This is a genomic window from Streptomyces sp. MMCC 100, assembly GCF_041538145.2.
GTDB lineage: Bacteria > Actinomycetota > Actinomycetes > Streptomycetales > Streptomycetaceae > Streptomyces.
Map to the genome: position 1 here is coordinate 8,151,983 of NZ_JBGORK020000001.1, position 26,761 is coordinate 8,178,743.

At 72.4% G+C, this 26,761-nt stretch carries 24 protein-coding genes; 14 read left to right on the top strand and 10 right to left on the bottom strand.

The genetic code is table 11. The features are described 5' to 3' along the window. Nucleotides 1-33: 33 nt before the first annotated feature. Nucleotides 34-537, bottom strand: a complete 504-nt coding sequence (locus ABS735_RS37845; RefSeq protein ID WP_121701438.1) for an Lrp/AsnC family transcriptional regulator — start codon at nt 535-537, stop codon at nt 34-36. Between the two features lie 190 nt (nt 538-727). Here ABS735_RS37845 and pdhA (ABS735_RS37850) point away from each other — a divergent pair, with 190 nt between their 5' ends. From pdhA (ABS735_RS37850) to ABS735_RS37880, 7 genes are all read left to right on the top strand, one after another. Then, nucleotides 728-1,912: a pyruvate dehydrogenase (acetyl-transferring) E1 component subunit alpha gene (gene pdhA, locus ABS735_RS37850; protein ID WP_373904771.1), complete on the top strand. Its 1,185-nt coding sequence runs from the start codon at nt 728-730 to the stop codon at nt 1,910-1,912. Then, nucleotides 1,909-2,913, top strand: coding sequence for an alpha-ketoacid dehydrogenase subunit beta (locus ABS735_RS37855; protein ID WP_373904772.1), 1,005 nt, complete (start codon nt 1,909-1,911; stop codon nt 2,911-2,913). The genes pdhA (ABS735_RS37850) and ABS735_RS37855 overlap by 4 nt, the downstream gene beginning before the upstream one ends. Next, nucleotides 2,913-4,388: a dihydrolipoamide acetyltransferase family protein gene (locus ABS735_RS37860; protein ID WP_373904773.1), complete on the top strand. Its 1,476-nt coding sequence runs from the start codon at nt 2,913-2,915 to the stop codon at nt 4,386-4,388. Before ABS735_RS37855 ends, ABS735_RS37860 begins: the two co-directional genes overlap by 1 nt. A gap of 223 nt (nt 4,389-4,611) precedes the next feature. Further along, nucleotides 4,612-5,697 (top strand): NTP transferase domain-containing protein, encoded by a 1,086-nt coding sequence (locus ABS735_RS37865; RefSeq protein ID WP_373905148.1) that lies wholly within the window; start codon nt 4,612-4,614, stop codon nt 5,695-5,697. Continuing rightward, nucleotides 5,697-7,061 (top strand): molybdopterin molybdotransferase MoeA, encoded by a 1,365-nt coding sequence (locus tag ABS735_RS37870; protein ID WP_373904774.1) that lies wholly within the window; start codon nt 5,697-5,699, stop codon nt 7,059-7,061. The genes ABS735_RS37865 and ABS735_RS37870 overlap by 1 nt, the downstream gene beginning before the upstream one ends. Beyond that, the gene (locus tag ABS735_RS37875) at nt 7,058-8,155 is read left to right on the top strand and encodes a potassium channel family protein (RefSeq protein ID WP_373904775.1); all 1,098 of its coding nucleotides are present in this window, start codon (nt 7,058-7,060) and stop codon (nt 8,153-8,155) included. The genes ABS735_RS37870 and ABS735_RS37875 overlap by 4 nt, the downstream gene beginning before the upstream one ends. Nucleotides 8,156-8,364: 209 nt before the next feature. Further along, nucleotides 8,365-9,345: an NAD(P)H-quinone oxidoreductase gene (locus ABS735_RS37880; RefSeq protein ID WP_373904776.1), complete on the top strand. Its 981-nt coding sequence runs from the start codon at nt 8,365-8,367 to the stop codon at nt 9,343-9,345. A 65-nt stretch (nt 9,346-9,410) separates the two neighbouring features. Here the strand turns inward: ABS735_RS37880 and ABS735_RS37885 are convergent, their stop codons facing one another. Continuing rightward, the gene (locus ABS735_RS37885; protein ID WP_373904777.1) at nt 9,411-10,172 is read right to left on the bottom strand and encodes a hypothetical protein; all 762 of its coding nucleotides are present in this window, start codon (nt 10,170-10,172) and stop codon (nt 9,411-9,413) included. Nucleotides 10,173-10,352: 180 nt separating this feature from the next. On the opposite strand from ABS735_RS37885, the gene ABS735_RS37890 reads away from it, so the two are divergent. Further along, the gene (locus ABS735_RS37890; RefSeq protein ID WP_133888806.1) at nt 10,353-10,892 is read left to right on the top strand and encodes a bacterial proteasome activator family protein; all 540 of its coding nucleotides are present in this window, start codon (nt 10,353-10,355) and stop codon (nt 10,890-10,892) included. 128 nt (nt 10,893-11,020) lie between these two features. Here the strand turns inward: ABS735_RS37890 and ABS735_RS37895 are convergent, their stop codons facing one another. Continuing rightward, nucleotides 11,021-12,676 carry a protein kinase domain-containing protein gene (locus ABS735_RS37895; RefSeq protein WP_373904778.1) on the bottom strand — a complete coding sequence of 552 codons (1,656 nt, stop codon included), beginning with the start codon at nt 12,674-12,676 and terminating at the stop codon, nt 11,021-11,023. Nucleotides 12,677-13,022: 346 nt separating this feature from the next. Between ABS735_RS37895 and ABS735_RS37900 the strand changes: the two genes are divergently transcribed. After that, a complete protein-coding gene (locus tag ABS735_RS37900; RefSeq protein ID WP_373904779.1) occupies nt 13,023-14,666 on the top strand; it encodes a protein kinase domain-containing protein in 1,644 nt (547 codons plus the stop codon). Between the two features lie 70 nt (nt 14,667-14,736). Here the strand turns inward: ABS735_RS37900 and ABS735_RS37905 are convergent, their stop codons facing one another. Both ABS735_RS37905 and ABS735_RS37910 read right to left on the bottom strand, forming a co-directional pair. After that, entirely contained in the window at nt 14,737-15,144 is a 408-nt protein-coding gene (locus ABS735_RS37905; RefSeq protein WP_373904780.1) for a pyridoxamine 5'-phosphate oxidase family protein, read from the bottom strand. A 107-nt stretch (nt 15,145-15,251) separates the two neighbouring features. Next, nucleotides 15,252-15,908 carry a response regulator gene (locus ABS735_RS37910; protein ID WP_373904781.1) on the bottom strand — a complete coding sequence of 219 codons (657 nt, stop codon included), beginning with the start codon at nt 15,906-15,908 and terminating at the stop codon, nt 15,252-15,254. 323 nt (nt 15,909-16,231) lie between these two features. Here ABS735_RS37910 and pdhA (ABS735_RS37915) point away from each other — a divergent pair, with 323 nt between their 5' ends. Genes pdhA (ABS735_RS37915) through ABS735_RS37925 form a run of 3 tightly spaced genes read left to right on the top strand, consistent with a single transcriptional unit; the run spans nt 16,232 to nt 19,908 of the window. Next, nucleotides 16,232-17,479: a pyruvate dehydrogenase (acetyl-transferring) E1 component subunit alpha gene (pdhA, locus tag ABS735_RS37915; protein ID WP_373904782.1), complete on the top strand. Its 1,248-nt coding sequence runs from the start codon at nt 16,232-16,234 to the stop codon at nt 17,477-17,479. Nucleotide 17,480: 1 nt separating this feature from the next. Beyond that, on the top strand, nt 17,481-18,461 hold the full coding sequence (locus ABS735_RS37920) for an alpha-ketoacid dehydrogenase subunit beta (RefSeq protein WP_373904783.1): 981 nt from the start codon (nt 17,481-17,483) through the stop codon (nt 18,459-18,461). A 10-nt stretch (nt 18,462-18,471) separates the two neighbouring features. Then, entirely contained in the window at nt 18,472-19,908 is a 1,437-nt protein-coding gene (locus ABS735_RS37925) for a dihydrolipoamide acetyltransferase family protein (RefSeq protein WP_373904784.1), read from the top strand. A gap of 83 nt (nt 19,909-19,991) precedes the next feature. Here the strand turns inward: ABS735_RS37925 and ABS735_RS37930 are convergent, their stop codons facing one another. From ABS735_RS37930 to ABS735_RS37945, 4 genes are all read right to left on the bottom strand, one after another. Continuing rightward, nucleotides 19,992-20,969: a BRO-N domain-containing protein gene (locus tag ABS735_RS37930; protein WP_373904785.1), complete on the bottom strand. Its 978-nt coding sequence runs from the start codon at nt 20,967-20,969 to the stop codon at nt 19,992-19,994. 145 nt (nt 20,970-21,114) lie between these two features. Next, a complete protein-coding gene (locus tag ABS735_RS37935; protein ID WP_373904786.1) occupies nt 21,115-22,104 on the bottom strand; it encodes a DUF1648 domain-containing protein in 990 nt (329 codons plus the stop codon). Then, nucleotides 22,101-22,448, bottom strand: a complete 348-nt coding sequence (locus ABS735_RS37940; RefSeq protein ID WP_007451644.1) for a GntR family transcriptional regulator — start codon at nt 22,446-22,448, stop codon at nt 22,101-22,103. The genes ABS735_RS37935 and ABS735_RS37940 overlap by 4 nt, the downstream gene beginning before the upstream one ends. A 125-nt stretch (nt 22,449-22,573) precedes the next feature. Further along, on the bottom strand, nt 22,574-23,506 hold the full coding sequence (locus ABS735_RS37945; protein ID WP_373904787.1) for a D-alanyl-D-alanine carboxypeptidase family protein: 933 nt from the start codon (nt 23,504-23,506) through the stop codon (nt 22,574-22,576). A 219-nt stretch (nt 23,507-23,725) separates the two neighbouring features. Here ABS735_RS37945 and ABS735_RS37950 point away from each other — a divergent pair, with 219 nt between their 5' ends. Together ABS735_RS37950 and ABS735_RS37955 are read left to right on the top strand one after the other, a co-directional pair. Next, nucleotides 23,726-24,376: a GntR family transcriptional regulator gene (locus ABS735_RS37950; protein ID WP_373904788.1), complete on the top strand. Its 651-nt coding sequence runs from the start codon at nt 23,726-23,728 to the stop codon at nt 24,374-24,376. Then, complete coding sequence (locus ABS735_RS37955) at nt 24,373-25,683, top strand: MFS transporter (RefSeq protein ID WP_373904789.1); 1,311 nt, start codon at nt 24,373-24,375, stop codon at nt 25,681-25,683. The genes ABS735_RS37950 and ABS735_RS37955 overlap by 4 nt, the downstream gene beginning before the upstream one ends. Nucleotides 25,684-25,793: 110 nt before the next feature. Here the strand turns inward: ABS735_RS37955 and ABS735_RS37960 are convergent, their stop codons facing one another. After that, nucleotides 25,794-26,618, bottom strand: a complete 825-nt coding sequence (locus ABS735_RS37960; RefSeq protein WP_373904790.1) for a maleylpyruvate isomerase family mycothiol-dependent enzyme — start codon at nt 26,616-26,618, stop codon at nt 25,794-25,796. Nucleotides 26,619-26,761 lie beyond the last annotated feature (143 nt).

Genomic DNA, 26,761 nt, shown 5'->3' on the forward strand with positions numbered 1-26,761 from the left:
GGGACGGGTGGGGCCGGCCGGCCCCATCGCCGGTCAGCTCTGCGGTTCGAGGTCCTCGGTCTCGAAGACCAGCAGGGTGCGCGTGCTGAGCACCTCCGGGATGGCCTGGAGGCGGCTGAGCACCAGCTCGCGCAGGGCCCGGTTGTCCGGGGTGTGCACCAGCAGCAGTACGTCGAAGTCGCCGCCCACCAGAGCGATGTGCGAGGCCCCGGGCAGCTGCCGCAGCTGGGCGCGGACCGTCCGCCAGGAGTTCTGGACGATCTTCAGGGTGATGTAGGCCGAGGTGCCGTGCCCGGCGCGCTCGTGGTCGACGCGGGCGCCGAAGCCGCGGATGACACCGTCCTCGACGAGCCGGTTGATGCGGGCGTAGGCGTTCGCGCGCGAGACGTGCACCCGCTCCGCGACCGACCGTATGGAGGCGCGGCCGTCCGCCTGGAGCATGCGCAGGATGTCCTGATCGATGGCGTCCAGCGGGCGCGGGGGCGGCGGGGCGCCGGCCTCGTCCGTGCCGCCGCCCTCCCCAGGGCGATCGGCCATTTGTTCAGATGCCACGTGCCCCCGCCTTCCCCTCATGGACGTACTGCGTCCATCTCAGGCTGTGGAGAACCGTTTGTCCACAGCCTGGGGCCGCCTGTAGCCAAAATGTGCCGGCGACCGAACAATCGGTAGGTGAGGCCCGTCACACCCGTGGCGAGCCCGGAGCCGTCTCCCACGAGGAGGTGCCGTCATGACGGTCATGGAGCAGCGGGGCGCGTACCGGCCCACACCGCCGCCCGCCTGGCAGCCCCGTACCGACCCCGCGCCACTGCTGCCGGACGCGGAGCCGTACCGCGTTCTCGGCACGAAGGCCGCGGACCGCGCCGACACCGAGCTGCTGCGCACGCTGTACGCCCGGCTGGTGCGCGGCCGCCGCTACAACGCGCAGGCCACGGCGCTGACCAAGCAGGGCCGGCTGGCCGTCTACCCCTCCAGCACCGGCCAGGAGGCGTGCGAGATCGCCGCCGCGCTGGTCCTCGAGGAGCGGGACTGGCTCTTTCCCAGCTACCGCGACACCCTCGCGGTCGTCTCGCGCGGCGTCGACCCCGTCGAGGCCCTCACCCTGCTGCGCGGCGACTGGCACACCGGCTACGACCCCTACGAGCACCGGGTCGCCCCGCTGTCCACACCGCTGGCCACCCAGCTGCCGCACGCCGTGGGTCTCGCCCACGCCGCCCGCCTCAAGGGCGACGACGTGGTCGCGCTGGCCATGGTCGGCGATGGCGGCACCAGCGAGGGCGACTTCCACGAGGCGCTGAACTTCGCCGCCGTCTGGCAGGCCCCGGTCGTCTTCCTCGTGCAGAACAACGGCTTCGCGATCTCCGTCCCGCTCGACAAGCAGACCGCCGCCCCGTCGCTGGCCCACAAGGCCGTCGGCTACGGGATGCCCGGCCGCCTGGTCGACGGCAACGACGCCGCCGCGGTGTACGAGGTCCTGTCCGACGCCGTACGGCACGCGCGCGCGGGTGGCGGCCCCACGCTGGTGGAGGCGGTGACGTACCGCGTCGACGCGCACACCAACGCCGACGACGCCACGCGCTACCGCGGCGACGCCGAGGTGGAGACCTGGCGCCGGCACGACCCGGTCGCGCTGCTGGAGCGGGAGCTGACCGAGCGCGGCCTGCTCGACGAGGACGGCATCCGTGCCGCCCGCGAGGACGCCGAGAGCATGGCCGCCGACCTGCGCGCCCGGATGAACCAGGACCCCGAGCTGAACCCGCTGGACCTGTTCGACCACGTCTACGCCGAGCCCACACCGCAACTGCGCGAGCAGCGGGCACAACTGCGCGCTGAGCTGGAGGCGGAGGCGGAGGCCGAGGCCGAGGCCGAGAGCGGAGCGCAGGAAGCCGGAACACCGGAAGGGGGACGTCGATGACCACCGTCGCCGTCAAGCCGGCCACCATGGCGCAGGCCCTCACGCGCGCGCTGCGCGACGCCATGGCCGCCGACCCGGGCGTGCACGTCCTCGGCGAGGACGTGGGCACCCTCGGCGGCGTCTTCCGGGTCACCGACGGGCTCGCCGCGGAGTTCGGCGAGGACCGCTGCACGGACACCCCGCTCGCCGAGGCCGGCATCCTCGGCACGGCCGTCGGCATGGCGATGTACGGGCTGCGCCCGGTCGTCGAGATGCAGTTCGACGCCTTCGCCTACCCGGCGTTCGAGCAGGTCGTCAGCCATGTCACCAAGATGCGCAACCGCACGCGCGGGAAGATGCCCCTGCCGCTGACCATCCGCATCCCCTACGGCGGCGGCATCGGCGGCGTCGAGCACCACAGCGACTCGTCCGAGGCGTACTACATGGCGACTCCGGGGCTCCATGTCGTCACGCCCGCGACGGTCGCCGACGCCTACGGGCTGCTGCGCGCGTCCATCGCCTCCGACGACCCGGTGGTCTTCCTCGAACCCAAGCGGCTGTACTGGTCGAAGGACACCTGGAACCCCGAGGAGCCGACGCCCGTTGAGCCGATGGGCCGCGCGGTGGTGCGGCGCTCCGGCCGGAGCGCCACGCTCATCACGTACGGGCCGTCGCTGGCCGTCTGCATGGAGGCGGCCGAGGCGGCCCGGGCCGAGGGCTGGGACCTCGAAGTCGTCGATCTGCGCTCCCTGGTGCCGTTCGACGACGAGACGGTGTGCGCTTCGGTGCGGCGGACGGGACGGGCGGTCGTCGTCCACGAGTCGGGTTCCTTCGGGGGCCCGGGCGGGGAGATCGCGGCCCGGGTCACGGAGCGCTGCTTCCACCACCTGGAGGCGCCGGTGCTGCGTGTGGCCGGGTTCGACATCCCGTATCCTCCGCCGATGCTGGAGCGTCACCACCTGCCCGGTGTGGACCGGATTCTGGACGCCGTGGGGCGCCTGCAGTGGGAGGCCGAAAGCTGATGGCACACGCTTCTGACGGGCACATTCTGGAGTTCAAGCTGCCCGACCTGGGTGAGGGGCTCACCGAGGCGGAGATCGTGCGCTGGCTGGTCGAGGTCGGCGACGTGGTCGCCGTGGACCAGCCGGTCGTCGAGGTCGAGACGGCCAAGGCGATGGTCGAGGTGCCCTGCCCCTACGGCGGCGTGGTCACCGCCCGCTTCGGTGAGGAGGGCACCGAGCTGCCCGTCGGGGCGCCGCTGGTGACCGTGGCGGTGGGTGGAGGTGAGGCCGCCGCCGACGTCCCGGCACGGGAATCCGGTACCGGCGCCGCACAGACGCCGGCCGCCGAGCCGTCCGCCGCGGAGAGGAAGGCGGAGGGCTCCGGCAACGTCCTGGTCGGCTACGGCACCTCCGAGGCGCCCGCGCGGCGGCGCAGGGTGCGGCCCGGCCGACCGGCGGCCACCGGACCGTCCGGGCGGGCGAACGGCCGGGTTCGTACGGTGGAGCCGGTGGGCGGCCAGGTTCGCACGGCCGAGCCGGTGGACGGCCCGGTCCCGGTCATCTCCCCGCTGGTGCGCAGGCTGGCCCGGCAGCACGACCTGGACCTGCGCGAGCTGACCGGTTCAGGACCGGACGGGCTGATCCTGCGGGCGGACGTGGAGTACGCGCTGCGGGCCGCCGCCGCGCAGGGCGGCCGCACGGTGGATCAGGAGGCCGGGACGAGCGAGGTGCCGACCGCCGCGTCCGTCGCCTCCTCCCCTCCCGTCGCTTCCTCCCCTCCTGTCACCTCCTCCGCCTCGCCCGCCGAGGGCACCCGCATCCCCCTCAAGGGCGTGCGCGCAGCCGTCGCCGACAAGCTCTCCCGCAGTCGGCGGGAGATCCCGGACGCGACCTGCTGGGTGGACGCCGACGCGACCGAGCTGATGCGTGCGCGTGCCGCGATGAACGCTTCCGGCGGGCCGAAGATCTCCCTGGTCGCCCTGCTGGCCCGGATCTGCACGGCCGCCCTGGCCCGTTTCCCGGAGCTGAACTCGACGGTCGACACGGAGGCCCGGGAGATCGTCCGGCTCGACGGGGTCCACCTCGGCTTCGCCGCCCAGACGGACCGCGGTCTCGTCGTGCCGGTCGTCCGGGACGCGCAAGCGCGGGACGCCGAGTCGCTCACCGCGGAGTTCGCCCGGCTGACCGAGGCGGCCCGCGCGGGCAGGCTGACGCCGGGCGAACTGACCGGCGGCACCTTCACGCTGAACAACTACGGCGTCTTCGGCGTCGACGGCTCCACGCCGATCATCAACCACCCCGAGGCGGCCATGCTCGGCGTCGGCCGCATCGTCCCCAAGCCGTGGGTGCACGAGGGCGAGTTGGCGGTGCGTCAGGTCGTGCAGCTGTCGCTCACCTTCGACCACCGGGTGTGCGACGGCGGTACGGCGGGCGGATTCCTGCGGTACGTGGCGGACTGCGTGGAACAGCCGGTGGTGCTCCTGCGGACCCTGTGACAGGGGTGATGACGCCCCCTGGGTGACGGTGTGTCCGCGCACACTCCGATCGCGCGGGCTCCCCTGCGTTCCCTGTGATCGCGCAGGGCCCCATACTCGGGGGATGACCGCGTACGAGCCCGTCGGCGACCCAGGCGCCGGCAGCGACCCCGCGCCGGGTTCCGATGCCGGGCCGGGCCAGGACCCCGCGCCGGGTTCAGGCCCCGCCGGGTACGACGCCGTCGTGCTCGCCGGCGGGGCCGCGCGGCGGCTCGGGGGCGCGGACAAACCCGGGCTGCGGGTGGGCGGCCGCGCGCTCCTCGACCGGGTGCTCGCCGCCTGCGCCGGGGCCCGCACCACCGTCGTCGTCGCCGAACCCCGGTCCACCGCGCGTCCCGTGACCTGGGCGCGCGAGGACCCGCCCGGCGGTGGACCGCTCGCCGCCCTCGCCGCCGGAGTGCGGCACACCACGGCGGAGCACGTCGTGGTGCTCTCCGCCGACCTGCCGTTCCTCGCCGGGCCGACCGTCGGGCGGCTGCTGTCGGCGCTCGCCGCGGGTGACGCCGACGGGGTGCTGCTCACCGACGCCGACGGCCGCGACCAGCCCCTCGTCGCCGCTTACCGCGCGTCCGCGCTGCGCCGCGAACTGGCGGCGCTCGCACGGAACCGGGCCGACCGGGGTGAACGGGTAGACCAGGCCGACCGGAATGAACTCGCACGGAACCGGGCCGACCGGCGTGAACGGGTAGACCGCGCCGACCAGCGTGAACGGGTAGACCGCGCCGACCGGCGTGAGCGGGAAGACCGGACCGACCGGAGCCGGCGGACGGACCGCGCAGACCAGGCAGGCGGGGCTGCCCGGGCAGACGGGGGACACCTGACCGGGCTGCCGCTGCGCCGCCTGACCGGCGCTCTGCGCCTCACTCGCCTCCCGGACGCCGTCGCCTCCTTCGACTGCGACACCTGGGACGACATCGCCACCGCAAGGGCACGCATCAGGGAGCATGGTCACGTGTTGGATGAATGGATTTCCGCAGCCAAGGACGAGTTGGGCATCGACCTGGACGTCGACACCAAGGTCCTGCTCGATCTCGCGCGCGACGCCGCGCACGGGGTGGCCAGGCCGGCGGCCCCGCTGACCACCTTCCTCGTCGGTTACGCGGCCGGGCGGGCCCAGGGAGGCCCCGAGGCCGTCGCCGAGACCGCCCGCAGGGCCGCCGCCCTCGCACTGCGCTGGGCGGAGGAGGCCGCCGGCACCGGCCCCGCCGCCGCGAAGGGGAAGCCCGACGTGGCCCCGGACGCCACCCCCGACACCCGCCCGGACGCGTGATGACCTCCCCCGGCACGCGAGCCGACGAGGAAGCGGACGATCTCGGCGTCGAGGAGGCACTCGCCCTCGTGCAGGAGAACCCCGGCCCCGCCCACCGCGGCCACGCCGGACAGGACGCGCACACCCCGCAGCACGGCCGAGCGGGCTCCCACCACCGCGCGACCCCCTGGCCCGAGGCCCGGACGACCGCCGAGCGTGCCGCCCGCGCCGCCGCCCGTGCCGTCCGCCGCACCCCGGTCTCCGTGCCCCTCGACGCGGCCCTCGGCCTCACCCTGGCCGCACCCCTGGCCGCCCTCACCGACCTGCCGTCCTTCGACACCTCCGCGATGGACGGCTGGGCCGTCGCGGGGCCGGGCCCCTGGGCGGTGCGCGACGAGGGCGTCCTGGCCGGACACGCGGAACCCGCGCCCCTCACCGACGGCGAGGCCGTCCGCATCGCCACCGGCGCACGGATCCCCCCGGACACCACCGCCGTCCTGCGCACCGAGCACGGCCGCACCGACGAACGCGGCCGCCTGCACCCCACCCGTGAGGTCGTCCACGGCCAGGACATCCGCCCGCGCGGTCAGGAGTGCCGCAGCGGCGACCAGCTGCTGCCCGTCGGCACCCTCGCCACCCCCGCGGTACTGGGCCTGGCGGCGGCCGCCGGATACGACACGCTCACCGCGGTCCCCCGCCCCCGCGTCGACGTCCTCGTCCTCGGCGACGAACTGCTCACCGAGGGCCTCCCGCACGACGGCCTCATCCGGGACGCGCTCGGCCCGATGCTGCCGCCCTGGCTGCGCGCGCTGGGCGCCGAGGTCCGCACCGTCCGCCGGATCGGCGACGACGCCAAGGCCCTGCGCCGCGCCGTCACGACCTCCGACGCCGACCTGATCGTCACGACCGGCGGCACCGCCGCGGGACCCGTCGACCACGTCCATCCGACCCTGCGCCGGATCGGCGCCGAACTCCTCGTGGACGGCGTCAAGGTGCGCCCCGGCCACCCCATGCTGCTGGCCCGCCTCAAGGACGACCAGCACCTCGTCGGGCTGCCCGGCAATCCCCTCGCCGCCGTCTCCGGACTGCTCACCCTCGCCGAGCCGCTGCTGCGCACCCTCGCCGCCCGCCCGGCGCCCGAGCCGTACACGCTGCCGCTGCGGGACGCCGTGCACGGGCACCCGTACGACACCCGGCTCGTGCCCGTCGTACTGCGCGGCGAGGGCGCCGTGTCGCTGCACTACAACGGTCCGGCGATGCTGCGCGGTATCGCGGCCGCCGACGCGCTGGCCGTCGTACCCCCGGGCGGTGCGCGGTCCGGGCAGGAGGCCGAGCTGCTCGACCTGCCCTGGGCGACCGGCGGAATCGGGGTGTGTTTCACGTGAAACTTCCGGGCCAGGACGCGATCGCCCGCCAGGCGGACGAACACCTCGTGACCCACCGGGTGAAACTCCCCAGAAAACTGGTGGAGCACCCGTTCCGTCAGGTCGCCAAGCGGTTGTCCATCGCCCTGGTGGTCCTGGTGGTGACGGCCGTCGTCGTGTACGTCGACCACGACGGCTACACCGACAACTCCGACGGTTCCGTCGACCTCCTCGACTCCTTCTACTACGCCACCGTCACCCTCTCCACCACCGGCTACGGTGACATCACGCCCGTCAGCGACGCCGCCCGGCTGACCAACATCTTCGTCATCACGCCCCTGCGCGTGCTCTTCCTGATCATCCTGGTCGGCACCACGCTGGAAGCCCTCACCGAGCGCACTCGGGAGGAGTGGCGCCTGAACCGCTGGAGGTCCGCCTTGCGCGATCACACCGTCGTCGTCGGCTTCGGAACCAAGGGGCGGTCGGCGATCCAGACCGTCTGCGCGACCGGGCTGCGCAAGGACCAGGTGGTCGTGGTCGACCCCAGCGGCAAGGCCATCGAGGCCGCGACGGCCCACGGCTACGCGGGCGTGGTCGGTGACGCGACCCGCAGCGACGTGCTCAACCGGGCCGAGGCGTTCCGGGCCAAGCAGATCATCATCGCCACGCAGCGCGACGACACGGCCGTGCTGGTCACGCTGACGGCCCGGCAACTCAACCGCGGCGCGAAGATCGTGGTCGCGGTCCGCGAGGAGGAGAACGCGCCGCTGCTCAAGCAGTCCGGCGCCGACGCCGTGATCACCAGCGCCAGCGCCGCCGGCCGACTGCTCGGACTCTCCGTGCTCAGCCCCGCCGCCGGCATGGTCATGGAGGACCTCATCAGCCAGGGCAGCGGACTCGACCTCATCGAACGGCCCGTCATAAAGGCCGAGGTGGGCAGGAACCCGCGGGAGATGGACGACCTGGTGGTGAGCGTGCTGCGCGGGCACCGGGTCCTGGGCTACGACGATCCGGCCGTCGGCGGGCTGGAGCTGACGGACCGCCTGATCACGATCGTACGGGCGACACCGGCCACCCATGTGGCACCCGACGCCCGCCCGCTGCCCCGCGACTGAGCCGCTCCTCTCGGCCCGGTCGCGGGCCCGCTCCCCGGGGCGCGCTACTTGCGGTTGTGGAGCCGCGTCGTGACCGGGCCGAAGACCCGCAGGAACAGGCCGCCCAGCCCAGCGTCCAGGCGATCTGGACGCCGGGCCAGTCGCCCGTCATCAGGCCGCGCGGGCCCGTGCCGGGGCCCCGACCGGGGCACAGGAGTAGCGTCGGCCCCATGCATGCGATCACGATTCCCGAACCCGGAGGCCCCGAGGCGCTGGTGTGGGCCGAGGTCCCCGACCCGCAGCCCGGCGAGGGCGAGGTCCTGGTCGAGGTGACGGCCAGCGCCGTCAACCGGGCCGACATCATGCAGCGCCAGGGCTTCTACGACCCCCCGCCCGGCGCCTCCGCCTACCCCGGCCTGGAGTGCTCCGGACGGATCGCCGCGCTCGGTTTGGGGGTGTCCGGCTGGGCCGTCGGCGACGAGGTGTGCGCGCTGCTCGCGGGCGGCGGCTACGCCGAGAAGGTCGTCGTCCCGGCCGGTCAGCTGCTGCCGGTGCCGCAGGGCGTCGACCTGAAGCGGGCGGCGGCGCTGCCCGAGGTGGTCTGCACGGTCTGGTCGAACGTCTTCATGGTCTCCCACCTGCGCCCCGGCGAGACGCTGCTCGTGCACGGCGGCTCCAGCGGCATCGGCACCATGGCGATCCAGCTCGCCAAGGCCGTCGGCGCGAAGGTCGCGGTGACGGCGGGGACGAAGGAGAAGCTGGAGCGCTGCGCCGAGCTGGGCGCGGACGTCCTGATCAACTACCGGGAGCAGGACTTCGTCGCCGAGGTGAAGGACGCGACGGGCGGTGCGGGCGCCGACGTCATCCTCGACAACATGGGCGCGAAGTACCTCGACCGCAACGTCCAGGCCCTCGCCGTGAACGGCCGGCTCGCGATCATCGGCATGCAGGGCGGCCGGAAGGGCGAGCTGAACATCGGCACGCTCCTCGCCAAGCGCGGCGCCGTCAGCGCGACCTCGCTGCGGGCCCGTCCCCTGGAGGAGAAGGCGGCCATCGTGGCGGCCGTACGGGAACACGTCTGGCCGCTGTTCGACGGGGGCCACGTCCGCCCGGTCGTCGACCGCGAGATGCCGATGAGCGAGGCCGCGGAGGGCCATCGGGTGGTGGAGGAGAGCGGACACATCGGCAAGGTGCTGCTGGTCACCTCGTAGACGACGCGTGGACGGCTCGCAAACGGCACGAACGGCGGCACGCACGGTCGGTGCGCGGCGGGCCCCTACGCCCGGCGCAGGCGCAGCCCCACGAGGCCCAGGGCCAGGCCGAGCCCGATGAGGACCAGCCCGCTGCCCAGCGGGAGGACCCGCAGTACGGGCTCGGCGGCCCCCTGGGCCCGCATGCCGGCCTGCGACCCCGTCCGGGACGGGGAGACCGAGGGCGCCCGGGCTGCCTCGGTCTGTCCGGGCGGGACGGCGGCGGCGGTGGCGGTGGCCGGGTCCTCGGGGACACCGTCGCCGCCGTCGCCGTCCTGGCGCCGACCGGCGTTCTCGTCCGTGCCGTCGTGTTCCGGCTCACGCTCCTCGGCGCGACCGGGCCGCTGCCTTCCCTCGCCCGGCAGGCTCCCGGCCCGGGAGGGCTCGGGGTCGGCCGTGGTGCGGGACGCCGACGGTGTGGGGGAAGAGGGGGAGGGCTTGGCGGAACCGCGCCCCGCACTGTCCGAGGGGCCGGGGTCCGCGGCGGGCCGGGAGGCGGACCCGGCGTCCGGGCGCTCCGGGCGGTCGGGGCCGGCGGGGCGCCGGGGACGTTCGTGACCGCCCCGCCCGTCGTGGGTGGCGGAGCCGTCCGGGACGGTGGCCGCCTCCGGCGCCGGATCGTGGCCCGCCGCGGAGGACGCCGGGGACGGTGCCACCACCGCCGCGAACCCGGCGCCGGCGGCAGAGGCGGCGTGGGCCGGCTCCGCGCCGTACGGCGACACCAGCGCGCCGACCCCCAGGGCGCCCGCCAAACCCGTCGCCCGCAGTGTGCGCAGCCATGGAGTCACGTCCGTGACCCCCTCCCGGTGAGACCAGTCGTGGAAAGCGTCGTAGAAGTCGTGGAAAACGACGCAACAAGCCTCACACCGGTCGGCGATACCGGCATTCCGGACGCCGCCGAACGCGTGGGGGCCGGTTTCCCCGGGGCAGCACCCGTTCGCGGACCACGCGTGGGAGACAATGGCGGCATGGAAATGCCGAGGAACGACAGGTCGCCGGAGAACCCCCAGATCCTGGTCGTCGGCCAGGACGGAATGGCGCTCAGCGGCGGCGGGGACGACGACTCCCGCGAGATCCCGGTGACCGAGCAGGTGGAGCAGCCTGCCAAGGTCATGCGGATCGGCAGCATGATCAAGCAGCTGCTCGAAGAGGTGCGGGTCGCGCCGCTGGACGAGGCGAGCCGGGTCCGGCTCAAGGAGATCCACGCCAGCTCGGTGAAGGAGCTGGAGGACGGTCTGGCGCCGGAGCTGGTGGAGGAGCTGGAGCGGCTCTCCCTGCCCTTCACGGACGACGGCACCCCGACCGACGCCGAACTGCGGATCGCCCAGGCACAGCTGGTCGGCTGGCTGGAGGGTCTCTTCCACGGCATCCAGACCACGCTGTTCGCCCAGCAGATGGCCGCGCGGGCCCAGCTGGAGCAGATGCGCCGCGCGCTTCCGCCCGGCGTCGCCCCGGAGGGCGAGGAGCCCCCGCATCCGGGCGGCCGCTCCGGCGGTCCCTACCTGTAGACCTGTAGACCTGTAGACCTGTAGACCTGGAGACCTTGTAGAACTCGCGTCCACCGACATCGCGAAGGGCCCGGCAGCACTCGCTGCCGGGCCCTTCGTCGTCAGCCGCGCGTCACGCCGTCACGGGCTCACTCGGTGGCCGGGTTGCCCGACGAGACCTTGAGCTGGATCTTCGGCATGTCCTCCGGGTCGACGTCCGTGCCGGCGACGGGGAACTGGTCCCGGACCGATCCCTCGCCGTACGTGTTCTCGTCGACCTCGACGACCTTCATCTCCCAGCCCGCGGCGTTGAAGCATTCCTTGACCGAGCCGATGTACTTGAACGTGAAGTCCGGCACCTTGATCTTGTCCGGGTCGTTGTACGACTCCTCCGGCTCGGTGCACTTGTCCGTCTCGATCGTCTTCGTCTTGTCCGGCCCGCGGTAGCCCGCCGCCTTCGACGGCGAAGCGGACACGCTCGCGGAGCCGCCACCGCCGGCCTCCGGGTCCTCGTCCCCGCCGCCGTTCATCAGCAGCGCGGCGATCAGTCCGCCGACGGCCACGAGGGCGACCACGACCGAGCCGATGATCACCGGCTTGTTGTTCTTGCCCCCGCCCGGGGAACCGGGGCCTTGCGGCGACGGCGTCAGGTTGTACGGCGGAGGCGTGGCCGGCTGCTGGGCGTACGGCGACGGGGCCGGCGTCTGGTACCCGGCCTGCTGCGGATAGCCGTACGCGGGCGAGTGCGCCGCCGGGGCCGGGGTGCCGTACGGGTTCGGACCGGGGGCCGGCGTCGGCTGGTACGGCGTCTGGACGGGGCCCGCGGGCGCCGGGGTGCCCTGGCCGACCGGCGGGAAGACCGCGGAGCCGACACCCGCGCCGCTCGACGTCCGGGCGCCGGGCACGATGCTCGGCGGGGCCGCCTGGAAGGAGGCCGCCACGCGCAGGCACTCGTCGCGCATGGACTCGGCGCTGGGGAAGCGTTCGTTGGGGTTCTTCTTCAGCGCGCGGGCCACCAGCGCGTCCACCGCCGGGGGCAGGGCGCGGTTGACGGTGGACGGGGCGACCGGCTCCTCCTGCACGTGCGCGTACGCGATCGCCAACGGCGAGTCGGCGTCGAACGGCAGGCGTCCGGTGACCAGCTGGAACAGCATGATGCCGACCGAGTACAGGTCGGAGCGGGCGTCGACGCCGCGGCCGAGGGCCTGTTCCGGCGAAAGGTACTGCGGGGTGCCGACGACCATGCCGGTCTGCGTCATCGAGGTCACGCCGGACTGCATGGCGCGGGCGATGCCGAAGTCCATCACCTTGACCACGCCGCGCTTGGTCATCATCACGTTGCCCGGCTTGATGTCCCGGTGGACCAGGCCCATCTCGTGGCTGATCTCCAGCGCGGCCAGCACGTCCGCGGTGATCTTCAGCGCCTTGTCGGCGGGCATCGCGCCCTGCTGCCGCACGTCCTCGTCGAGCACGGAGCCCAGCGGCCGGCCCTCGACGTACTCCATGACGATGTACGGCGTGGTCATGCCGTCCAGATCGTCCTCACCGGTGTCGAAGACCGAGACGATGTTGGTGTGCGTGAGCTTGGCCACGGCCTGGGCCTCGCGGCGGAAGCGTTCGCGGAAGGCCTGTTCGCGGCCCAGCTCGGTGTGCAGCGTCTTGATCGCGACCTGGCGGTCGAGGACCGAGTCGTACGCCAGGTGCACGGAGGCCATGCCGCCCTCGCCGAGCAAGTCGCGCAGCTGGTAACGGCCACCGGCGAGCGCCCGCCCCGCATACCGTCCCTGTCCGGCGTCCTGGCTCATGTCTCTGCGTCCCCCATAGGCGGCGGGCGCCGGTGGCAGCGGCACGCGCGCTCGTGATCGAAAGTGCTATTCCCGGCCAAGTCTGCCCCAGGGCACTGACACGTCAAGCGCGGTGCCCGTTCCGTGACCGTACGCGAAAGAAGCGTCGCGGAAGCGTTACAGCCGGCGTACTTCCGGTCCACGGAATTTGCACGAGAGTACGGAACCAGGGTTTCATGACCGGTCCGTCTCATGTCCGGTCCCGGCGCTCATCCCGGACCGGAGGCCCCCGCGAAGGCTGTAGCGTGGCCGACGGAGACCGTAACAACACCGCGCGTACCGCGGGCAGAAACGACGGCGAGGACTGATGGCACAGCAGCAGCGCGCCCAGGGCCCGTCCGAACCCGAGGCATCTGGCGGCGGTATGTCTGACGCGCCGGAGAACTGGGGCAACGGCGGCCTGGTCGGCGACGGCCGGTACCGGCTGACCCGCAGGCTCGGGCGGGGCGGCATGGCCGAGGTGTTCGCCGCCGAGGACGTCCGCCTGGGGCGCACGGTGGCGGTCAAGCTGCTGCGCGCGGACCTCGCCGAGGACCCGGTCTCCAAGGCGCGCTTCACGCGCGAGGCACAGTCGGTGGCGGGCCTCAACCACCATGCCATCGTGGCCGTGTACGACTCGGGCGAGGACGTCGTCGGCGGCCAGTCCGTGCCGTACATCGTGATGGAGATCGTCGAGGGGCGCACCATCCGCGACCTCCTCCTCAACGCCGAGGCGCCCGGCCCCGAGCAGGCGCTGATCATCGTCTCCGGTGTCCTGGAGGCCCTCGCCTACTCCCACCAGCACGGCATCGTGCACCGCGACATCAAGCCCGCCAACGTCATCATCACCAACGCGGGCGCGGTGAAGGTGATGGACTTCGGCATCGCGCGCGCCCTGCACGGCGCCCAGTCGACGATGACGCAGACCGGCATGGTCATGGGCACCCCGCAGTACCTCTCCCCCGAGCAGGCCCTCGGCAAGGCCGTCGACCACCGCTCCGACCTGTACGCCACCGGCTGCCTGCTCTACGAACTCCTCGCGCTGCGCCCGCCGTTCACCGGGGAGACCCCGCTGTCGGTGGTCTACCAGCACGTGCAGGACATTCCGACGCCCCCGTCCGAGGTCTCCGACGCCACCCCGCCGGAGCTGGACGGCCTGGTGATGCGCTCGCTGGCCAAGGAGCCCGACGACCGTTTCCAGACCGCCGAGGAGATGCGCGGCCTGGTCCAGTACGGCCTGCAGATGCTGTACGAGCAGGGCGGCCACACCGGCACCTGGAACACCGGCCCGGTCGCCGCGCACGACGGCCGGCACACCCCCGCGGCCGGCCTGGCGGGCACGACGGTGCTGCCGCACCCCGACCAGCACGGTGCGTCGGGCACCCAGCAGATCCCCCAGCCGATCCTGCCGGGCGGGTACGGCGGGGGCGACGACGGCGGCTTCGAGGGCCATGGCAACAAGGGCAGCGGCCGCGGCAAGCTGTGGATACTGGCCGTCTTCGCGGTGATCGCCATTGCGGCCGGCGTCGCGCTGGCCCTGAACAACGGCGGCGGCGACAAGGGCGGCACCGAGACGGACAAGAGCCCGTCGGCGACCACCTCCCAGAGCACCGGCGAGGAGACGCCCAGTTCGTCGCCCAGCGACGAGCAGACCCAGGAGACCACCGACCCGGGCACCGAGCAGGGCTCGGGCGGGGGCGGCAGCGGCGACGGGAACTGGGAGCAGCCGGACACGCCGTCGTGGACGCCGTCGCAGACGGAGACGGACGATTCGACCGGCGGTGGTGAGACGCCTGGTGGCGACGCGTCGCCCGGTGACGGTGAGACGCCTGGTGGCGGTGAGAGCCCTGGTGGTGGTGACACGCCTGGTGGCAATGAGACCCCCGGCGGTGGCGAGACCCCACCGGACGGCGGCGGCACCGAGGGCGGCTCCGGAAACACGGGCGGCGCCACCGACCCGGCGGGCGAGTGACCGCAACCCCCACGACACCCCACGCGCGCGTGCGGCCCCGGAACGGGCTCCACGCGCGCGTTGCGTTCGCCTACGCGGGCCCCGTGGCCCCGTCCGTGAAGTGCACCGTGCCGAACTGCGGGTCCACGCGCAGGTAGGCGGGCTCGAACGGGTCGCCGTCCACCCGGCCCGGCGCGGGACCGAACCGATCCAGCTCGGCGGCGCTCGGCTCGTGGGTCTCGCACCGGCCCACGACCTGCACGGTCCACAGGCTCTCGCCGGGCCGTGCGGAGGTCAGGTTGTCCGCTCCGTACGCGACGACGCTCCCGGCGCACACCTGGTGATACCCCCAGCTCCTGGGCATGCGCAGCAGGACCCGGCCGTCGGCCACGATGTGGCGCGCGAGGGCGAGGACGGGCAGCGCGCGCATGGTGGTGGCCGCCCGGCCGTAGGGGGTACGGCCGAGCAGGCCGACGGCGAGCTGTGCGTCGGAGGGCATGGACTCACTGTGCGGGAGCGGCAGGCGCGGGAACAGAGTCGCCCGCCCCGGCAGGAGGGGACGTAAGTCCCGAGTAAGTCCGGAGCAGGCCCTTGTGCCCGGGCCCGTCAGCGGTTCTCGGCCTCCAGCCGGGCCACGAAGGCGGCCGCCTGCGAGCGCCGCTGCATGCCGAGCTTGCCCAGCAGGCTCGACACGTAGTTCTTGATCGTTTTTTCCGCCAGGTGCAGCCGCTCGCCGATCGCGCGGTTGGTCAGGCCCTCGCCGATCAGCTCCAGGATGCGGCGCTCCTGGTCGGTGAGGCTGGACAGCCGGTCGTCGGGCTTCGTCCCGCCGCCGCGCAGCCGCTCCAGCACCCGCGCGGTGGCCGCCGGGTCGAGCAGCGACTTCCCGGCGGCCACCTCCCGTACGGCACCGAGCAGCTCGGCGCCGCGGATGTCCTTGAGGACGTAGCCGGAGGCGCCCGCCATGATCGCGTCGAAGAGGGCCTCGTCGTCGGCGAAGGAGGTCAGCATCAGGCAGCGGACGGACTCGTCCCGCGAGCGGATGTCGCGGCAGACCTCCACGCCGCTGCCGTCCGGCAGCCGCACGTCCAGCACCGCGACGTCCGGGCGGGTGGCCGCGACCCGGGCCTGTGCCTCGGCGGCCGTACCGGCCTCCCCCACCACCTCGATGTCGGCCTCTCCGGCGAGCAGATCGTGCACCCCGCGGCGGACCACCTCGTGGTCGTCGAGGAGGAATACCCGGATTTTTCCGTCTTCGCGCACGCGGTCAGTGTCACACACCGACTCTTCCCGTGCCCGGGGTGGCCGGGATAACGTGCCGTTGTTCCGGCCCCCTGCAAGGCTGTGACCAGTAAAACTTCCGCCCTACGCCGATTTACTTGGAGATCCGAGTAAAAACGCAGGTCAGGAGGGGTTTCACAGAAATGTGGAGCACTGGGTAACGTGCTGTTCGCAGGGCGCTCGCCGGGGCACCTGTCACGCCTGTTCCCGATCGGGCCGCACCCACCCTTGTGCGTCCGCCGGGCCGCAGGTGAGCCGCACTGGCTTCCGGCGAACCCGGGGGCCGGACCGACGGAGGAGCACACGTGACCGAGAGCACTGCCGCGCGCAAGCCGCGACGCAGCGCCGGAAGCAAGGCGGCCGGCACCACCGGCACCAAGGCGGCCGGGACCACCGGCAGCAAGGCCGGCACCGGCAGCAAGCGCACCACCAGTACCACCCGCACCGCTGCCAAGAAGGGCTCCGAGACGGAGCTGGTGCAGCTGCTGACGCCCGAGGGCGAGCGCGTCGAGGACGCCGCCTACGCCGAGTACGCCTCGTACGTCGCCGACATCACCCCGGACGAGCTGCGCGGCCTGTACCGCGACATGGTGCTCACCCGGCGCTTCGACGCCGAGGCCACCGCCCTGCAGCGCCAGGGCGAGCTGGGCCTGTGGGCCTCCCTCCTTGGCCAGGAGGCCGCCCAGATCGGCTCCGGCCGGGCCACCCGCGAGGACGACTACGTCTTCCCGACCTACCGCGAGCACGGCGTCGCCTGGTGCCGCGGGGTGGACCCGACCAACCTGCTCGGCATGTTCCGCGGTGTGAACAACGGCGGCTGGGACCCCAACAGCAACAACTTCCACCTGTACACGATCGTCATCGGCTCGCAGGCGCTGCACGCCACGGGCTACGCGATGGGCGTGGCCAAGGACGGCGCGGACTCGGGCGTGATCGCGTACTTCGGCGACGGCGCCTCCAGCCAGGGCGACGTCAGCGAGGCGTTCAACTTCGCCGCCGTCTACAACGCCCCCGTGGTGTTCTTCTGCCAGAACAACCAGTGGGCGATCTCCGAGTCCAACGAGAAGCAGACCCGGGTGCCGCTCTACCAGCGCGCCCAGGGCTTCGGCTTCCCCGGCGTCCGCGTCGACGGCAACGACGTCCTGGCCTCCCTCGCGGTCACCCGCTGGGCCCTGGACCGCGCCCGGCGCGGCGAGGGTCCGGCCCTGATCGAGGCGTACACGTACCGCATGGGCGCCCACACCACCTCGGACGACCCCTCCCGCTACCGGCACGACGACGAGCGGGCCGCCTGGGAGGCGAAGGACCCGATCCTGCGCCTTCGCCGCTTCCTGGAGTCCGCAAACCACGCGGACGAGGGATTCTTCGCGGAACTGGAGGCCGAGAGCGAGACGTTGGGCAAACGAGTGCGCGAAGTGGTCCGTGCCATGCCGGACCCGGACCGGTTCGCCATCTTCGAGAACGTGTACGCGGACGGGCACGCGCTCGTGGACGAGGAGCGGGCCCAGTTCGCCGCCTACCAGGCATCGTTCGCAGACGCAGAGGGGGTCTGACATGGCAGCGGAAAAGATGGCGCTGGCGAAGGCGATCAACGAGTCGCTGCGCCGCGCGCTGGAGTCGGACCCCAAGGTCCTGATCATGGGCGAGGACGTCGGCAAGCTCGGGGGTGTCTTCCGGGTCACCGACGGCCTGCACAAGGACTTCGGCGAGGACCGGGTCATCGACACCCCGCTGGCCGAGTCCGGCATCGTCGGCACCGCCATCGGCCTGGCCCTGCGCGGCTACCGCCCGGTGGTGGAGATCCAGTTCGACGGCTTCGTCTTCCCGGCCTACGACCAGATCGTCACCCAGCTGGCGAAGATGCACGCCCGCTCGCTCGGCAAGGTCAAGATGCCGGTCGTCATCCGCATCCCCTACGGCGGCGGCATCGGCGCGGTCGAGCACCACTCCGAGTCCCCCGAGGCCCTCTTCGCCCACGTGGCGGGCCTGAAGGTGGTCAGCCCCTCCAACGCGGCCGACGCGTACTGGATGATGCAGCAGGCCATCCAGAGCGACGACCCGGTGATCTACTTCGAGCCCAAGCGCCGGTACTGGGACAAGGCCGAGGTCGACGTGGAGGCCATCCCCGGCCCGCTGCACACCGCGCGGGTGGTGCGCGAGGGCACCGACCTCACGCTGGCCGCGTACGGCCCGATGGTGAAGCTCTGCCAGGAGGTCGCCGACGCGGCGGCCGAGGAGGGCCGCTCCCTGGAGGTCGTCGACCTGCGCTCGATCTCGCCGGTCGACTTCGACACCGTCCAGGCGTCGGTGGAGAAGACCCGCCGCCTGATCGTGGTCCACGAGGCGCCGGTGTTCCTGGGCTCGGGCGCGGAGATCGCCGCCCGGATCACGGAGCGCTGCTTCTACCACCTGGAGGCCCCGGTGCTGAGGGTCGGCGGCTACCACGCCCCGTACCCGCCGGCCCGCCTGGAGGAGGAGTACCTGCCCGACCTGGACCGGGTGCTGGATGCCGTCGACCGCTCGCTGGCGTACTGAGGAGAGGAGCGTGACGACGATGACGGACAGCTCCGTGCGTGAGTTCAAGATGCCCGACGTGGGCGAGGGGCTCACCGAGGCAGAGATCCTCAAGTGGTACGTCAAGGCCGGTGACACGGTCACCGACGGCCAGGTGGTGTGCGAGGTCGAGACGGCCAAGGCCGCCGTCGAACTGCCCATCCCCTACGACGGCGTGGTCCGCGAGCTGCACTTCCCCGAGGGCACCACGGTCGACGTCGGTACGTCGATCATCGCGGTGGCCGTCGGCGATGGTGCGGCGGCCGCCGCTGAGCCGGTTCAGGAGGCCGTGGCGGACACGCCGGCCACCGCCGAGGCGGAGGAGCCCAAGCCCGAGGGCCGCCAGCCGGTCCTGGTCGGGTACGGGGTCTCCACCTCCTCGACCAGGCGCCGCCCCCGCAAGGGCGCTCAGGCCCCGGCCGCCGCGCAGGAGGCGTCGGCGGCGATCCAGGCCGAGATGAACGGCCACGGGCCCGCGGCACCCGCGGCACCGGCCGCTCCGGTCGGCGGTGAGCGTCCGCTGGCCAAGCCGCCGGTCCGCAAGCTGGCCAAGGACCTCGGCGTCGACCTGGCGACCGTGGTCCCCTCCGGCCCGGACGGCATCATCACGCGCGAGGACGTGCACGCGGCGGTGTCGGCGCAGCCCGCGACGCCGGAGTCGCAGGCGGCCCCCGCGGCCGTCGCGCCCACCCCGTCCCCGACGGCGGCGCCGACGTCGTACGACACGGCGCGGGAGACCCGTGTGCCGGTCAAGGGCGTGCGCAAGGCGACGGCGGCGGCGATGGTCGGCTCGGCCTTCACGGCGCCGCATGTCACCGAGTTCGTGACGGTCGACGTGACGCGCACGATGAAGCTGGTCGAGGAGCTGAAGCAGGACAAGGAGTTCACGGGCCTGCGGGTGAACCCGCTCCTGCTGATCGCCAAGGCCCTGCTGGTCGCGATCAAGCGGAACCCGGACATCAACGCGTCCTGGGACGAGGCCGCCCAGGAGATCGTGGTCAAGCACTACGTCAACCTGGGCATCGCCGCCGCCACCCCCCGGGGCCTGATCGTCCCGAACATCAAGGACGCCCACGCCCAGACGCTGCCGCAGCTGGCGGGCTCCCTGGGTGAGCTGGTCTCGACGGCCCGGGAGGGCAAGACCTCCCCGGCCGCCATGCAGGGCGGCACGGTGACCATCACCAACGTCGGCGTCTTCGGCGTCGACACCGGTACGCCGATCCTCAACCCGGGCGAGTCCGCGATCCTCGCGGTCGGTGCGATCAAGCTCCAGCCGTGGGTCCACAAGGGCAAGGTGAAGCCGCGTCAGGTGACCACCCTCGCGCTGAGCTTCGACCACCGCCTGGTCGACGGCGAACTCGGCTCCAAGGTCCTCGCCGACGTGGCGGCGGTCCTGGAGCAGCCGAAGCGGTTGATCAGCTGGGCATGAGAGCCACGAACCGAGTAGGTTCATGACGGGAGGGGCGCCGCAAGTTCGAGTTGCGACGCCCCTTCCGTCGTGTCGTACCGGGATCAGACCTGGTGCAGCACGTACACCGGAGCCCCGTCCCCGGCCCCGCCCCGCGAGCGGATGCAGGCGTGGGTGCGCAGCAGCCGGAGACACTCGTTGACCCGCCGCACGGAAAGCCCCGTACGGGCGGCGATCGACTCCAGCGGCTCCCTCAGCTCACCCTTCTCGACGAGCACGGGCGCGATGACCTGGGCGACCGTCCACACGTCCTCCGTCACGGACAACCGCTGCCGCCAGTCGGCCAGCACGGACTCCGTGGTCGGTGCCGGGGTGAAGTGACCGCGGGGCGGCCCCTGGTGGAGAACCAGGGTGTCGAACCGGTCCGCGATGCGCTCCAAGGCGCGAACCATGGCCTGTTGCACGGCCAGGGTGGCCTGTTGGGTGGCGAGAGTGGCCTGCTGCGTGGACAGCATTTCCCTTTGCAGGGCGATGGACGCACGTTGTCCCTCGGCCAACTCCTCGTCCAGTCGGAGGTTGTGCGCCTCCAGCCGGACGATGGCTTCGGCGACCTGGTCCGGCATGGCGTAGGCGATGGGGGCGCCGGGTTCGACGGGCTGCACCTCTGCCTCGTCCAGAGAGTACGTACCCTCGCGCTGCACGGTCTCGATGACTTCGGCGACCCACTGCTTGAAGGGGGCACAGGCCGGTTTGGTGCAGGCGTTGACGAGCAGGATGAGACCTTGGAGATCGATGAGTTGCAGGTCTCGTCGCCAACTCCTACCTGCAGGAACGCTGAGACTGTGACTTCCAGTCACAGTCTCGAGATTGTCTCGATGTTCCTCCGGGACGTGATCGAGAAGCGCCTTTCGGGTCGTGGTGTATCCCAACTCCTTGCACACGTCCGCCGCCGGAAACCAGTGGCTTCCGTCCGGCATGGTCAGCCGGCGTACCCGGGCCCCGGTGGCCGCGTACACGAAGTCGCTGACGTCGATCGCCTCGTGCCGCGCGCCGGAGTTCTGTCGTTTGCTGGGTTCGTTCATGTGAACCACCTCCGCCGCGGAACGTAGGGCGAAGCCAAGGGCATATGCCAGCCAGATCGATGATGTTCACGACTGCGAGCGAAGGTGATCGAAAGTCCTGCGGCGGCCGACGAGTGTGTGTATGACGGCCCCGAGGCCGCTGTACTCAGCCCCGGGGTCGGTCCGTGCGCAGTGCGTTGAGCAGGGCCGCGCCGCGTTCGGCGTCGTCGACGCTCACCGCGAAGTCGGTTCGGCGGCCCCGGGGCCGTATGACCAGGCATTCGCCGGCGCGGAGCATCACCGTGGTGCCGAGGCCGCTGAGCCGGTAGCCCCAGCCGCCGACCTGGGCGGGCCGGCGGACCTCCATCCGAGCCGTGTCGATGTCACCGGGCGCCCAGCGGCGTCCGGGCCAGCCGAGCGGGCCGAAGGAGACCTCCAGGCCGCGCTCGGAGACGCGGGCCTGGACCGAGGAGAACACCGCGCAGGCGAGGGACGCGACGGCGCAGCCGGCGAACAGTGACCACAGGCCGCGCGGGGCGGCCAGGCCGCCGACCAGGGCGACGAGCGCACCGGCCGCCACCAGGCCGGTCCCGGCCGCCAGCAGCTGGAGCCAGGGGTTGGCGGTGCGGGAGAACCAGACCAGCCGCCGGCCCTTCGGGATGTCCAGCGCGGGGGCGCCCTCGTCGGGCGTCGTCTCGTCGTCCGGGGTGCCGCGCCGCCGGGTGACGAGCAGCCATCCGGCCACCCCCGCGAGTACGGCCGCGACGAGGATCGCGACGACCCAGGCGGTGGGCTGACGGGCCTCGTGCCAGTCCGCGCGGTCCAGGTTGGAGCGGATGACCGCGGCCTGCGCGCCGGTGAGGACGATGCCCATGGGGAGCAGGGTCACGGTGGTCCACGGACGGGCCGCCGGGCCCGCCCGCATCAGCGGGACGGTGACCGCGGCCGCCGTGCCCAGCCAGATCAGTGCGGGAACGAGGGACGCCGCCCACAGGGGCATCGAGCCGTCGGGGGCTTCGCCGTTCAGGCCCCAGTGGGTCGCCAGCCGGTCGGGGAGCCGGTCCCGCGCCAGCAGCGGCATCCCGGCGAGCACGGCCGTGACCCCGGCCGTCCAGACCGCCGCCGTCGTACGCCGCGCCGCTGTCGTGTCCCTCATGGCATCCCCCTGATCATGTCGATGAGATCGGTCCTGCTGTAGCCCAGCCGAGCCGCCTCGGTGAGCAGTTCCCTGACCCTGATCTGCAGCTCGGAGTGCGGTCGGGCGCCCTCGGCCACCGTCACCCCCCGGCCCCGGCGGAACTCCAGCAGGCCCTCGTCCCGCAGGCCGCGCAGTGCGCGCAGCACGGTGTTGACGTTGACGTCCAGGGCCTCGGAGAGGTCGCGGGCCGAGGGCAGGCGGTCCCCCGGCGCACATTCGCCCTCGGCGATGGCGCGCCGGACGGCGCCGGCCACCTGTTCGTGCAGGGGGCGGGTGTCGGTCTTGTCCAGACTCAGCAGCATGGTGCTAATGAAACTATCACCATGTGTTTCATCGGTACAGGGGGATCGGTACGGCGAGAAGGGCCCGTCGCGTCGGCGACGGGCCCTTCTCGGTGGTGGGGTGCGCGGGTACTGAGGCGGCAGGCCTACTTCGTGAAGGCGTAGTTCATGAGCTTCGTGGCGTCCTTGGCGCGCTGCGCCGACGACGAGGACGCCAGTACCGTGCCGATGACGGTCTTGCCCTTCCGGGTCGCGGCGAAGACCAGGCAGTACTTGGCCTCCGGGCCCGAACCGGTCTTCACGCCGATCGCGCCGCTGTAACTGCCGAGCAGCGTGTTGGTGTTGGTCCAGGGCGCCATCGTGCGGGTGCCGCCCTTCTTGGTCCTCGTCTTCGCCGTGTACTTCTTGGTCTTGACGATGGTGCGGAAGGTGGAGTTCTTCATCGCGCTGCTCGCGAGTTTCGTGAGGTCGCGCGGCGTGGAGTAGTTCTTGCCGTTGCCGATGCCGTCGAACGAGTCGAAGTGCGTGTTCTTCAGGCCGAGGCTCTTGGCGGTCGCGTTCATCTTGCCGATGAACGACTTCACGCGCGCCGCCCGCGTCTTGCCCGAGCCGAACTTGTCGGCCAGCGCGTACGCGGCGTCGCAGCCGGACGGCAGCATCAGCCCGTACAGCAGCTGGCGGACCGTCACCTGGTCGCCGACGATCAGGCGGGCGGAGGAGGCGTTCTTCGACACGATGTAGTCGCTGTACGCCATCTGGATCGTGACCTTGGCGTCCAGGTTCAGCTTCGGCTGGGAGAGCACGACCTTGGCGGTCATGATCTTGGTCGTGGAGCCGGTGGAGCGCTTGGTGTCGGCGGCCTTGGTGTAGAGCGACTTGCCGGTCGCGTTGTTCATCACGAAGCCGCCCTTGGCGGCGATCGAGGGCACGGCGGCGGCCCGCACGGGTGCCGCGAGGGCGCGCTCGGGAGCGGCGGCCTGTGCGGGTGCGGTGGCGAGGGCACCGGTGGCGAGGACGGCGCCGCCGGTCAGGGCGACGGCGAGGGCCCTGCGCAGACGGTTGCCCGGAATGGTGTTCATTGAGTTGGTTACCCCGATTACGGTGAAGCCTCTTGGAACGCGGCCGAGTTGTGGTCGGTGGAGCTGTGGCCGCGTCAGTGCGACACCCGAAGGGGGTGAATGGTTGTGCGGCGGGGCGGGGGAGGCGCCGGTTTCCCCCTGGCGGGTGAGCGGGGTGGGGCGGCGTCCGGATGCTGGAACGGATCCCTCTTGTGTCCCTGTTGTATCTATCCTGTCGGCATGACCACGGCAGTGAAGCAACCCCCCGCGGCGGACCGCGTCTACACCCACGTCAAGCAGGCCGTCCTCGAGCGGCGCTACGAGGGCGGGACGCTGCTCACCGAGGGGGAGCTGGCCGAGGCCGTCGGCGTCTCCCGCACACCGGTGCGCGAGGCGCTGCTGCGGCTGGAGGTCGAGGGGCTGATCCGGCTCTACCCCAAGAAGGGCGCCCTGGTCCTGCCCGTCTCCGCGCAGGAGATCGCGGACGTGGTGGAGACCCGGCTGCTGGTCGAGGAGCACGCGGCCAGGAAGGCCGTACCCGCACCGCCCGGGCTGGTCGAACGGCTGGAGGAGCTGCTCGCCCGGCAGAAGGAGCAGGCGGCCGCCGGTGACTTCGCCGCCGCCTCCGTCACCGACCGCTGCTTCCACGCCGAGATCGTCCGCAGCGGCGGCAACGAGATCCTCTCCCGCCTCTACGACCAGCTCCGTGACCGCCAGCTGCGCATGGGCGTCGCCGTCATGCACTCCCACCCCGACCGGATCGCCCACACCCTCGCCGAGCACGAGGAGATCCTCGACGCACTGCGCGCCGGGGACGCGGAGGCGGCCGTCGGCGTGGTGGGCCGGCACGTGGGCTGGTTCTCGCATCTGGCCCGGGGGGAGGTCCGATGAGTTCGGCCACCTCGGCCGGCCGCGCGCTGCCCGGTGATCCGCCGGGCGGTCGGCGGGCGATCGCCGTGTGGAGCATCGGCGTGTCCGTCTACTTCGTCGCCGTCATCTTCCGTACGTCCCTGGGGGTCGCCGGCCTCGACGCCGCCGACCGCTTCCACGTCAACGCCTCCGCGCTGTCCACCTTCTCCATCCTCCAGCTGCTGGTCTACGCCGGCATGCAGATACCCGTCGGCCTGCTGGTCGACCGGCTCGGCACGAAGAAGGTGCTGGGGATCGGCGTCGTTCTCTTCACGGCAGGACAGCTGGGCTTCGCCTTCTCCCCCTCGTACGGCATGGCGCTGGCCTCGCGGGCGCTGCTGGGCTGCGGGGACGCGATGACGTTCATCAGCGTGCTGCGGCTGGGCACCCGCTGGTTCCCGGCCCGCCGGGGACCGATGGTCGCCCAGCTGGCCGGTCTGGTCGGCATGGCGGGGAACCTCGTCTCCACCCTCGTGCTGGCCCGGCTGCTGCACGGCATCGGCTGGACGGCGGCGTTCGCGGGCAGCGCGCTGGCGGGTGCCGTCGTCTTCGTCCTGCTGCTGCTCTTCCTCAAGGACCACCCCGATGGGCACGAGCCGGAGCCGCTGCCGCACCAGGGGGCCGCGTACGTGCGACGGCAGATCGCCATGTCCTGGCGTGAGCCGGGGACGCGGCTGGGGCTGTGGGTGCACTTCACCACCCAGTTCCCGGCGATGGTGTTCCTGCTGCTGTGGGGGATGCCGTTCCTGGTCGAGGCGCAGGGGCTGTCCCGGGCCACGGCCGGCACGCTGCTCACCCTCGTCGTGCTGTCCAACATGGCGGTCGGCCTGGTCTACGGCCAGATCATCGCCCGGCACCACGCGGCGCGGCTGCCGCTGGCGCTGGGCACGGTGGGCGTGACGGCCACCCTGTGGGCGGCGACGCTGGCCTACCCGGCCGAGCACGCGCCGATGTGGCTGCTCGTGGTGCTGTGCACCGTGCTGGGGGCGTGCGGGCCGGCGTCGATGATCGGCTTCGACTTCGCGCGGCCGGCCAATCCGCCGGAGCGGCAGGGGACGGCGTCCGGGATCACGAACATGGGGGGCTTCGTGGCGTCGATGACGACCTTGTTCGCGGTGGGGGTGCTGCTGGACGCGACGGGGGACGACTACGGGGTGGCGTTCTCGTCCGTGTTCGTGTTGCAGGCGCTCGGGGTCACGCAGATTCTGCGGTTGCGGAAGCGGGCCGCGCTGCGGGAGCGGGAGCGGTTGGTGGCGAGCCGGGTGGAGACGGTGCACGTGCCTGTGTAGGCGCCCGGCGAAGACGCGGGCCGGGCTGGGGGCTGCTGCCCCCAGACCCCCGCTTCGGCCTGAACGGCATCGTCCTCAATCGCCGGACGGGCCGGAGATGCTCACCGGCATCACTGCGTCACCGTGAAGTTCCGCAGGATTGCCGCCGTCAGGTCCGGGTCGCCCTCCGTCTTGATGCGGTCCGCCGCCGCCTCCGGGGTCACGCGGCCGCAGGCCAGGCGGAAGTACGTCTCCCAGTCGAGGGTGAGGGTGGCGGCGGGGCCGAGGGCCGGGGACGATTCGAGGGTGCCGCGGCCCTGGATGTCGACGCGGATGGTGCGCAGGAACTCGACCGGGCCGTGCACGTCGAAGACGACGGCCGAGCTGCGCGGCGCGTCCGCCCGCTCGGCGACGACGTCGGGCAGTTCGCCGAGCAGCACGTCACGCGCGACGTGCGCGCCGGGGGAGTCGAGGTTGCCGGGGCGGCCGAGGGCCGTGCGCAGGTCCTGCTCGTGCGCCCACACGTCGAAGGCGTGCCGGCGCATCGCCTCCTCGAGGGTCAGCTCGGTGCCGAGCGGGCCGCGCACCTTCGTGCCGGGGTCCCGCGACTCGTTGCGCAGCTGGCGGTTGCGCCGGATGATCATGTACTCCAGCTCGGACGTCATCTCCGGCGCCGTGTGGTGGCGGCGGACGTCGACCTGCATCTCCATGTAGCGCTGGTGGTCGTTGGTGACGTGGTAGAGGTCGCGCGGGAGGGTGTGGATGGGTCGCGGGTCGCCGAGCATCTCGGAGTCCAGGCCCATCACGTGCGAGACGATGTCGCGCACCGACCAGCCCGGGCAGGGGGTCCGGCGGTTCCACTCTGCCTCCACAAGCGGCTGGACCAGCTCGGATATCGCCTCGATGGAGTGAGTCCAGGCGTCGGCGTAGGGCTGGAGGGTGGGATGCAGACTCACGGAACGGGACCCCTCGGCGGTCGGTACACGGGCGGTTGGTGGCGGCGGTGCCAGTGGGCGGTGGCGGCAGTCGGCGGGTGTCTTGGGAGGCTAAGTTACGCTGCTGTGCGGTACCCCGGCAGTGCTTTCGTGTGACGATCGTA

Excerpts from the sequence above, each read along its gene's own strand:
- ABS735_RS37845 (WP_121701438.1), bottom strand. The coding sequence starts at position 537 with ATGGCCGATCGCCCTGGGGAGGGCGGCGGCACGGACGAGGCCGGCGCC.
- pdhA (WP_373904771.1), top strand. The coding sequence starts at position 728 with ATGACGGTCATGGAGCAGCGGGGCGCGTACCGGCCCACACCGCCGCCC.
- ABS735_RS37855 (WP_373904772.1), top strand. The coding sequence starts at position 1,909 with ATGACCACCGTCGCCGTCAAGCCGGCCACCATGGCGCAGGCCCTCACG.
- ABS735_RS37860 (WP_373904773.1), top strand. The coding sequence starts at position 2,913 with ATGGCACACGCTTCTGACGGGCACATTCTGGAGTTCAAGCTGCCCGAC.
- ABS735_RS37870 (WP_373904774.1), top strand. The coding sequence starts at position 5,697 with ATGACCTCCCCCGGCACGCGAGCCGACGAGGAAGCGGACGATCTCGGC.
- ABS735_RS37880 (WP_373904776.1), top strand. The coding sequence starts at position 8,365 with ATGCATGCGATCACGATTCCCGAACCCGGAGGCCCCGAGGCGCTGGTG.
- ABS735_RS37890 (WP_133888806.1), top strand. The coding sequence starts at position 10,353 with ATGGAAATGCCGAGGAACGACAGGTCGCCGGAGAACCCCCAGATCCTG.
- ABS735_RS37895 (WP_373904778.1), bottom strand. The coding sequence starts at position 12,676 with ATGAGCCAGGACGCCGGACAGGGACGGTATGCGGGGCGGGCGCTCGCC.
- ABS735_RS37900 (WP_373904779.1), top strand. The coding sequence starts at position 13,023 with ATGGCACAGCAGCAGCGCGCCCAGGGCCCGTCCGAACCCGAGGCATCT.
- ABS735_RS37905 (WP_373904780.1), bottom strand. The coding sequence starts at position 15,144 with ATGCCCTCCGACGCACAGCTCGCCGTCGGCCTGCTCGGCCGTACCCCC.
- ABS735_RS37920 (WP_373904783.1), top strand. The coding sequence starts at position 17,481 with ATGGCAGCGGAAAAGATGGCGCTGGCGAAGGCGATCAACGAGTCGCTG.
- ABS735_RS37930 (WP_373904785.1), bottom strand. The coding sequence starts at position 20,969 with ATGAACGAACCCAGCAAACGACAGAACTCCGGCGCGCGGCACGAGGCG.
- ABS735_RS37935 (WP_373904786.1), bottom strand. The coding sequence starts at position 22,104 with ATGAGGGACACGACAGCGGCGCGGCGTACGACGGCGGCGGTCTGGACG.
- ABS735_RS37940 (WP_007451644.1), bottom strand. The coding sequence starts at position 22,448 with ATGCTGCTGAGTCTGGACAAGACCGACACCCGCCCCCTGCACGAACAG.
- ABS735_RS37945 (WP_373904787.1), bottom strand. The coding sequence starts at position 23,506 with ATGAACACCATTCCGGGCAACCGTCTGCGCAGGGCCCTCGCCGTCGCC.
- ABS735_RS37950 (WP_373904788.1), top strand. The coding sequence starts at position 23,726 with ATGACCACGGCAGTGAAGCAACCCCCCGCGGCGGACCGCGTCTACACC.
- ABS735_RS37955 (WP_373904789.1), top strand. The coding sequence starts at position 24,373 with ATGAGTTCGGCCACCTCGGCCGGCCGCGCGCTGCCCGGTGATCCGCCG.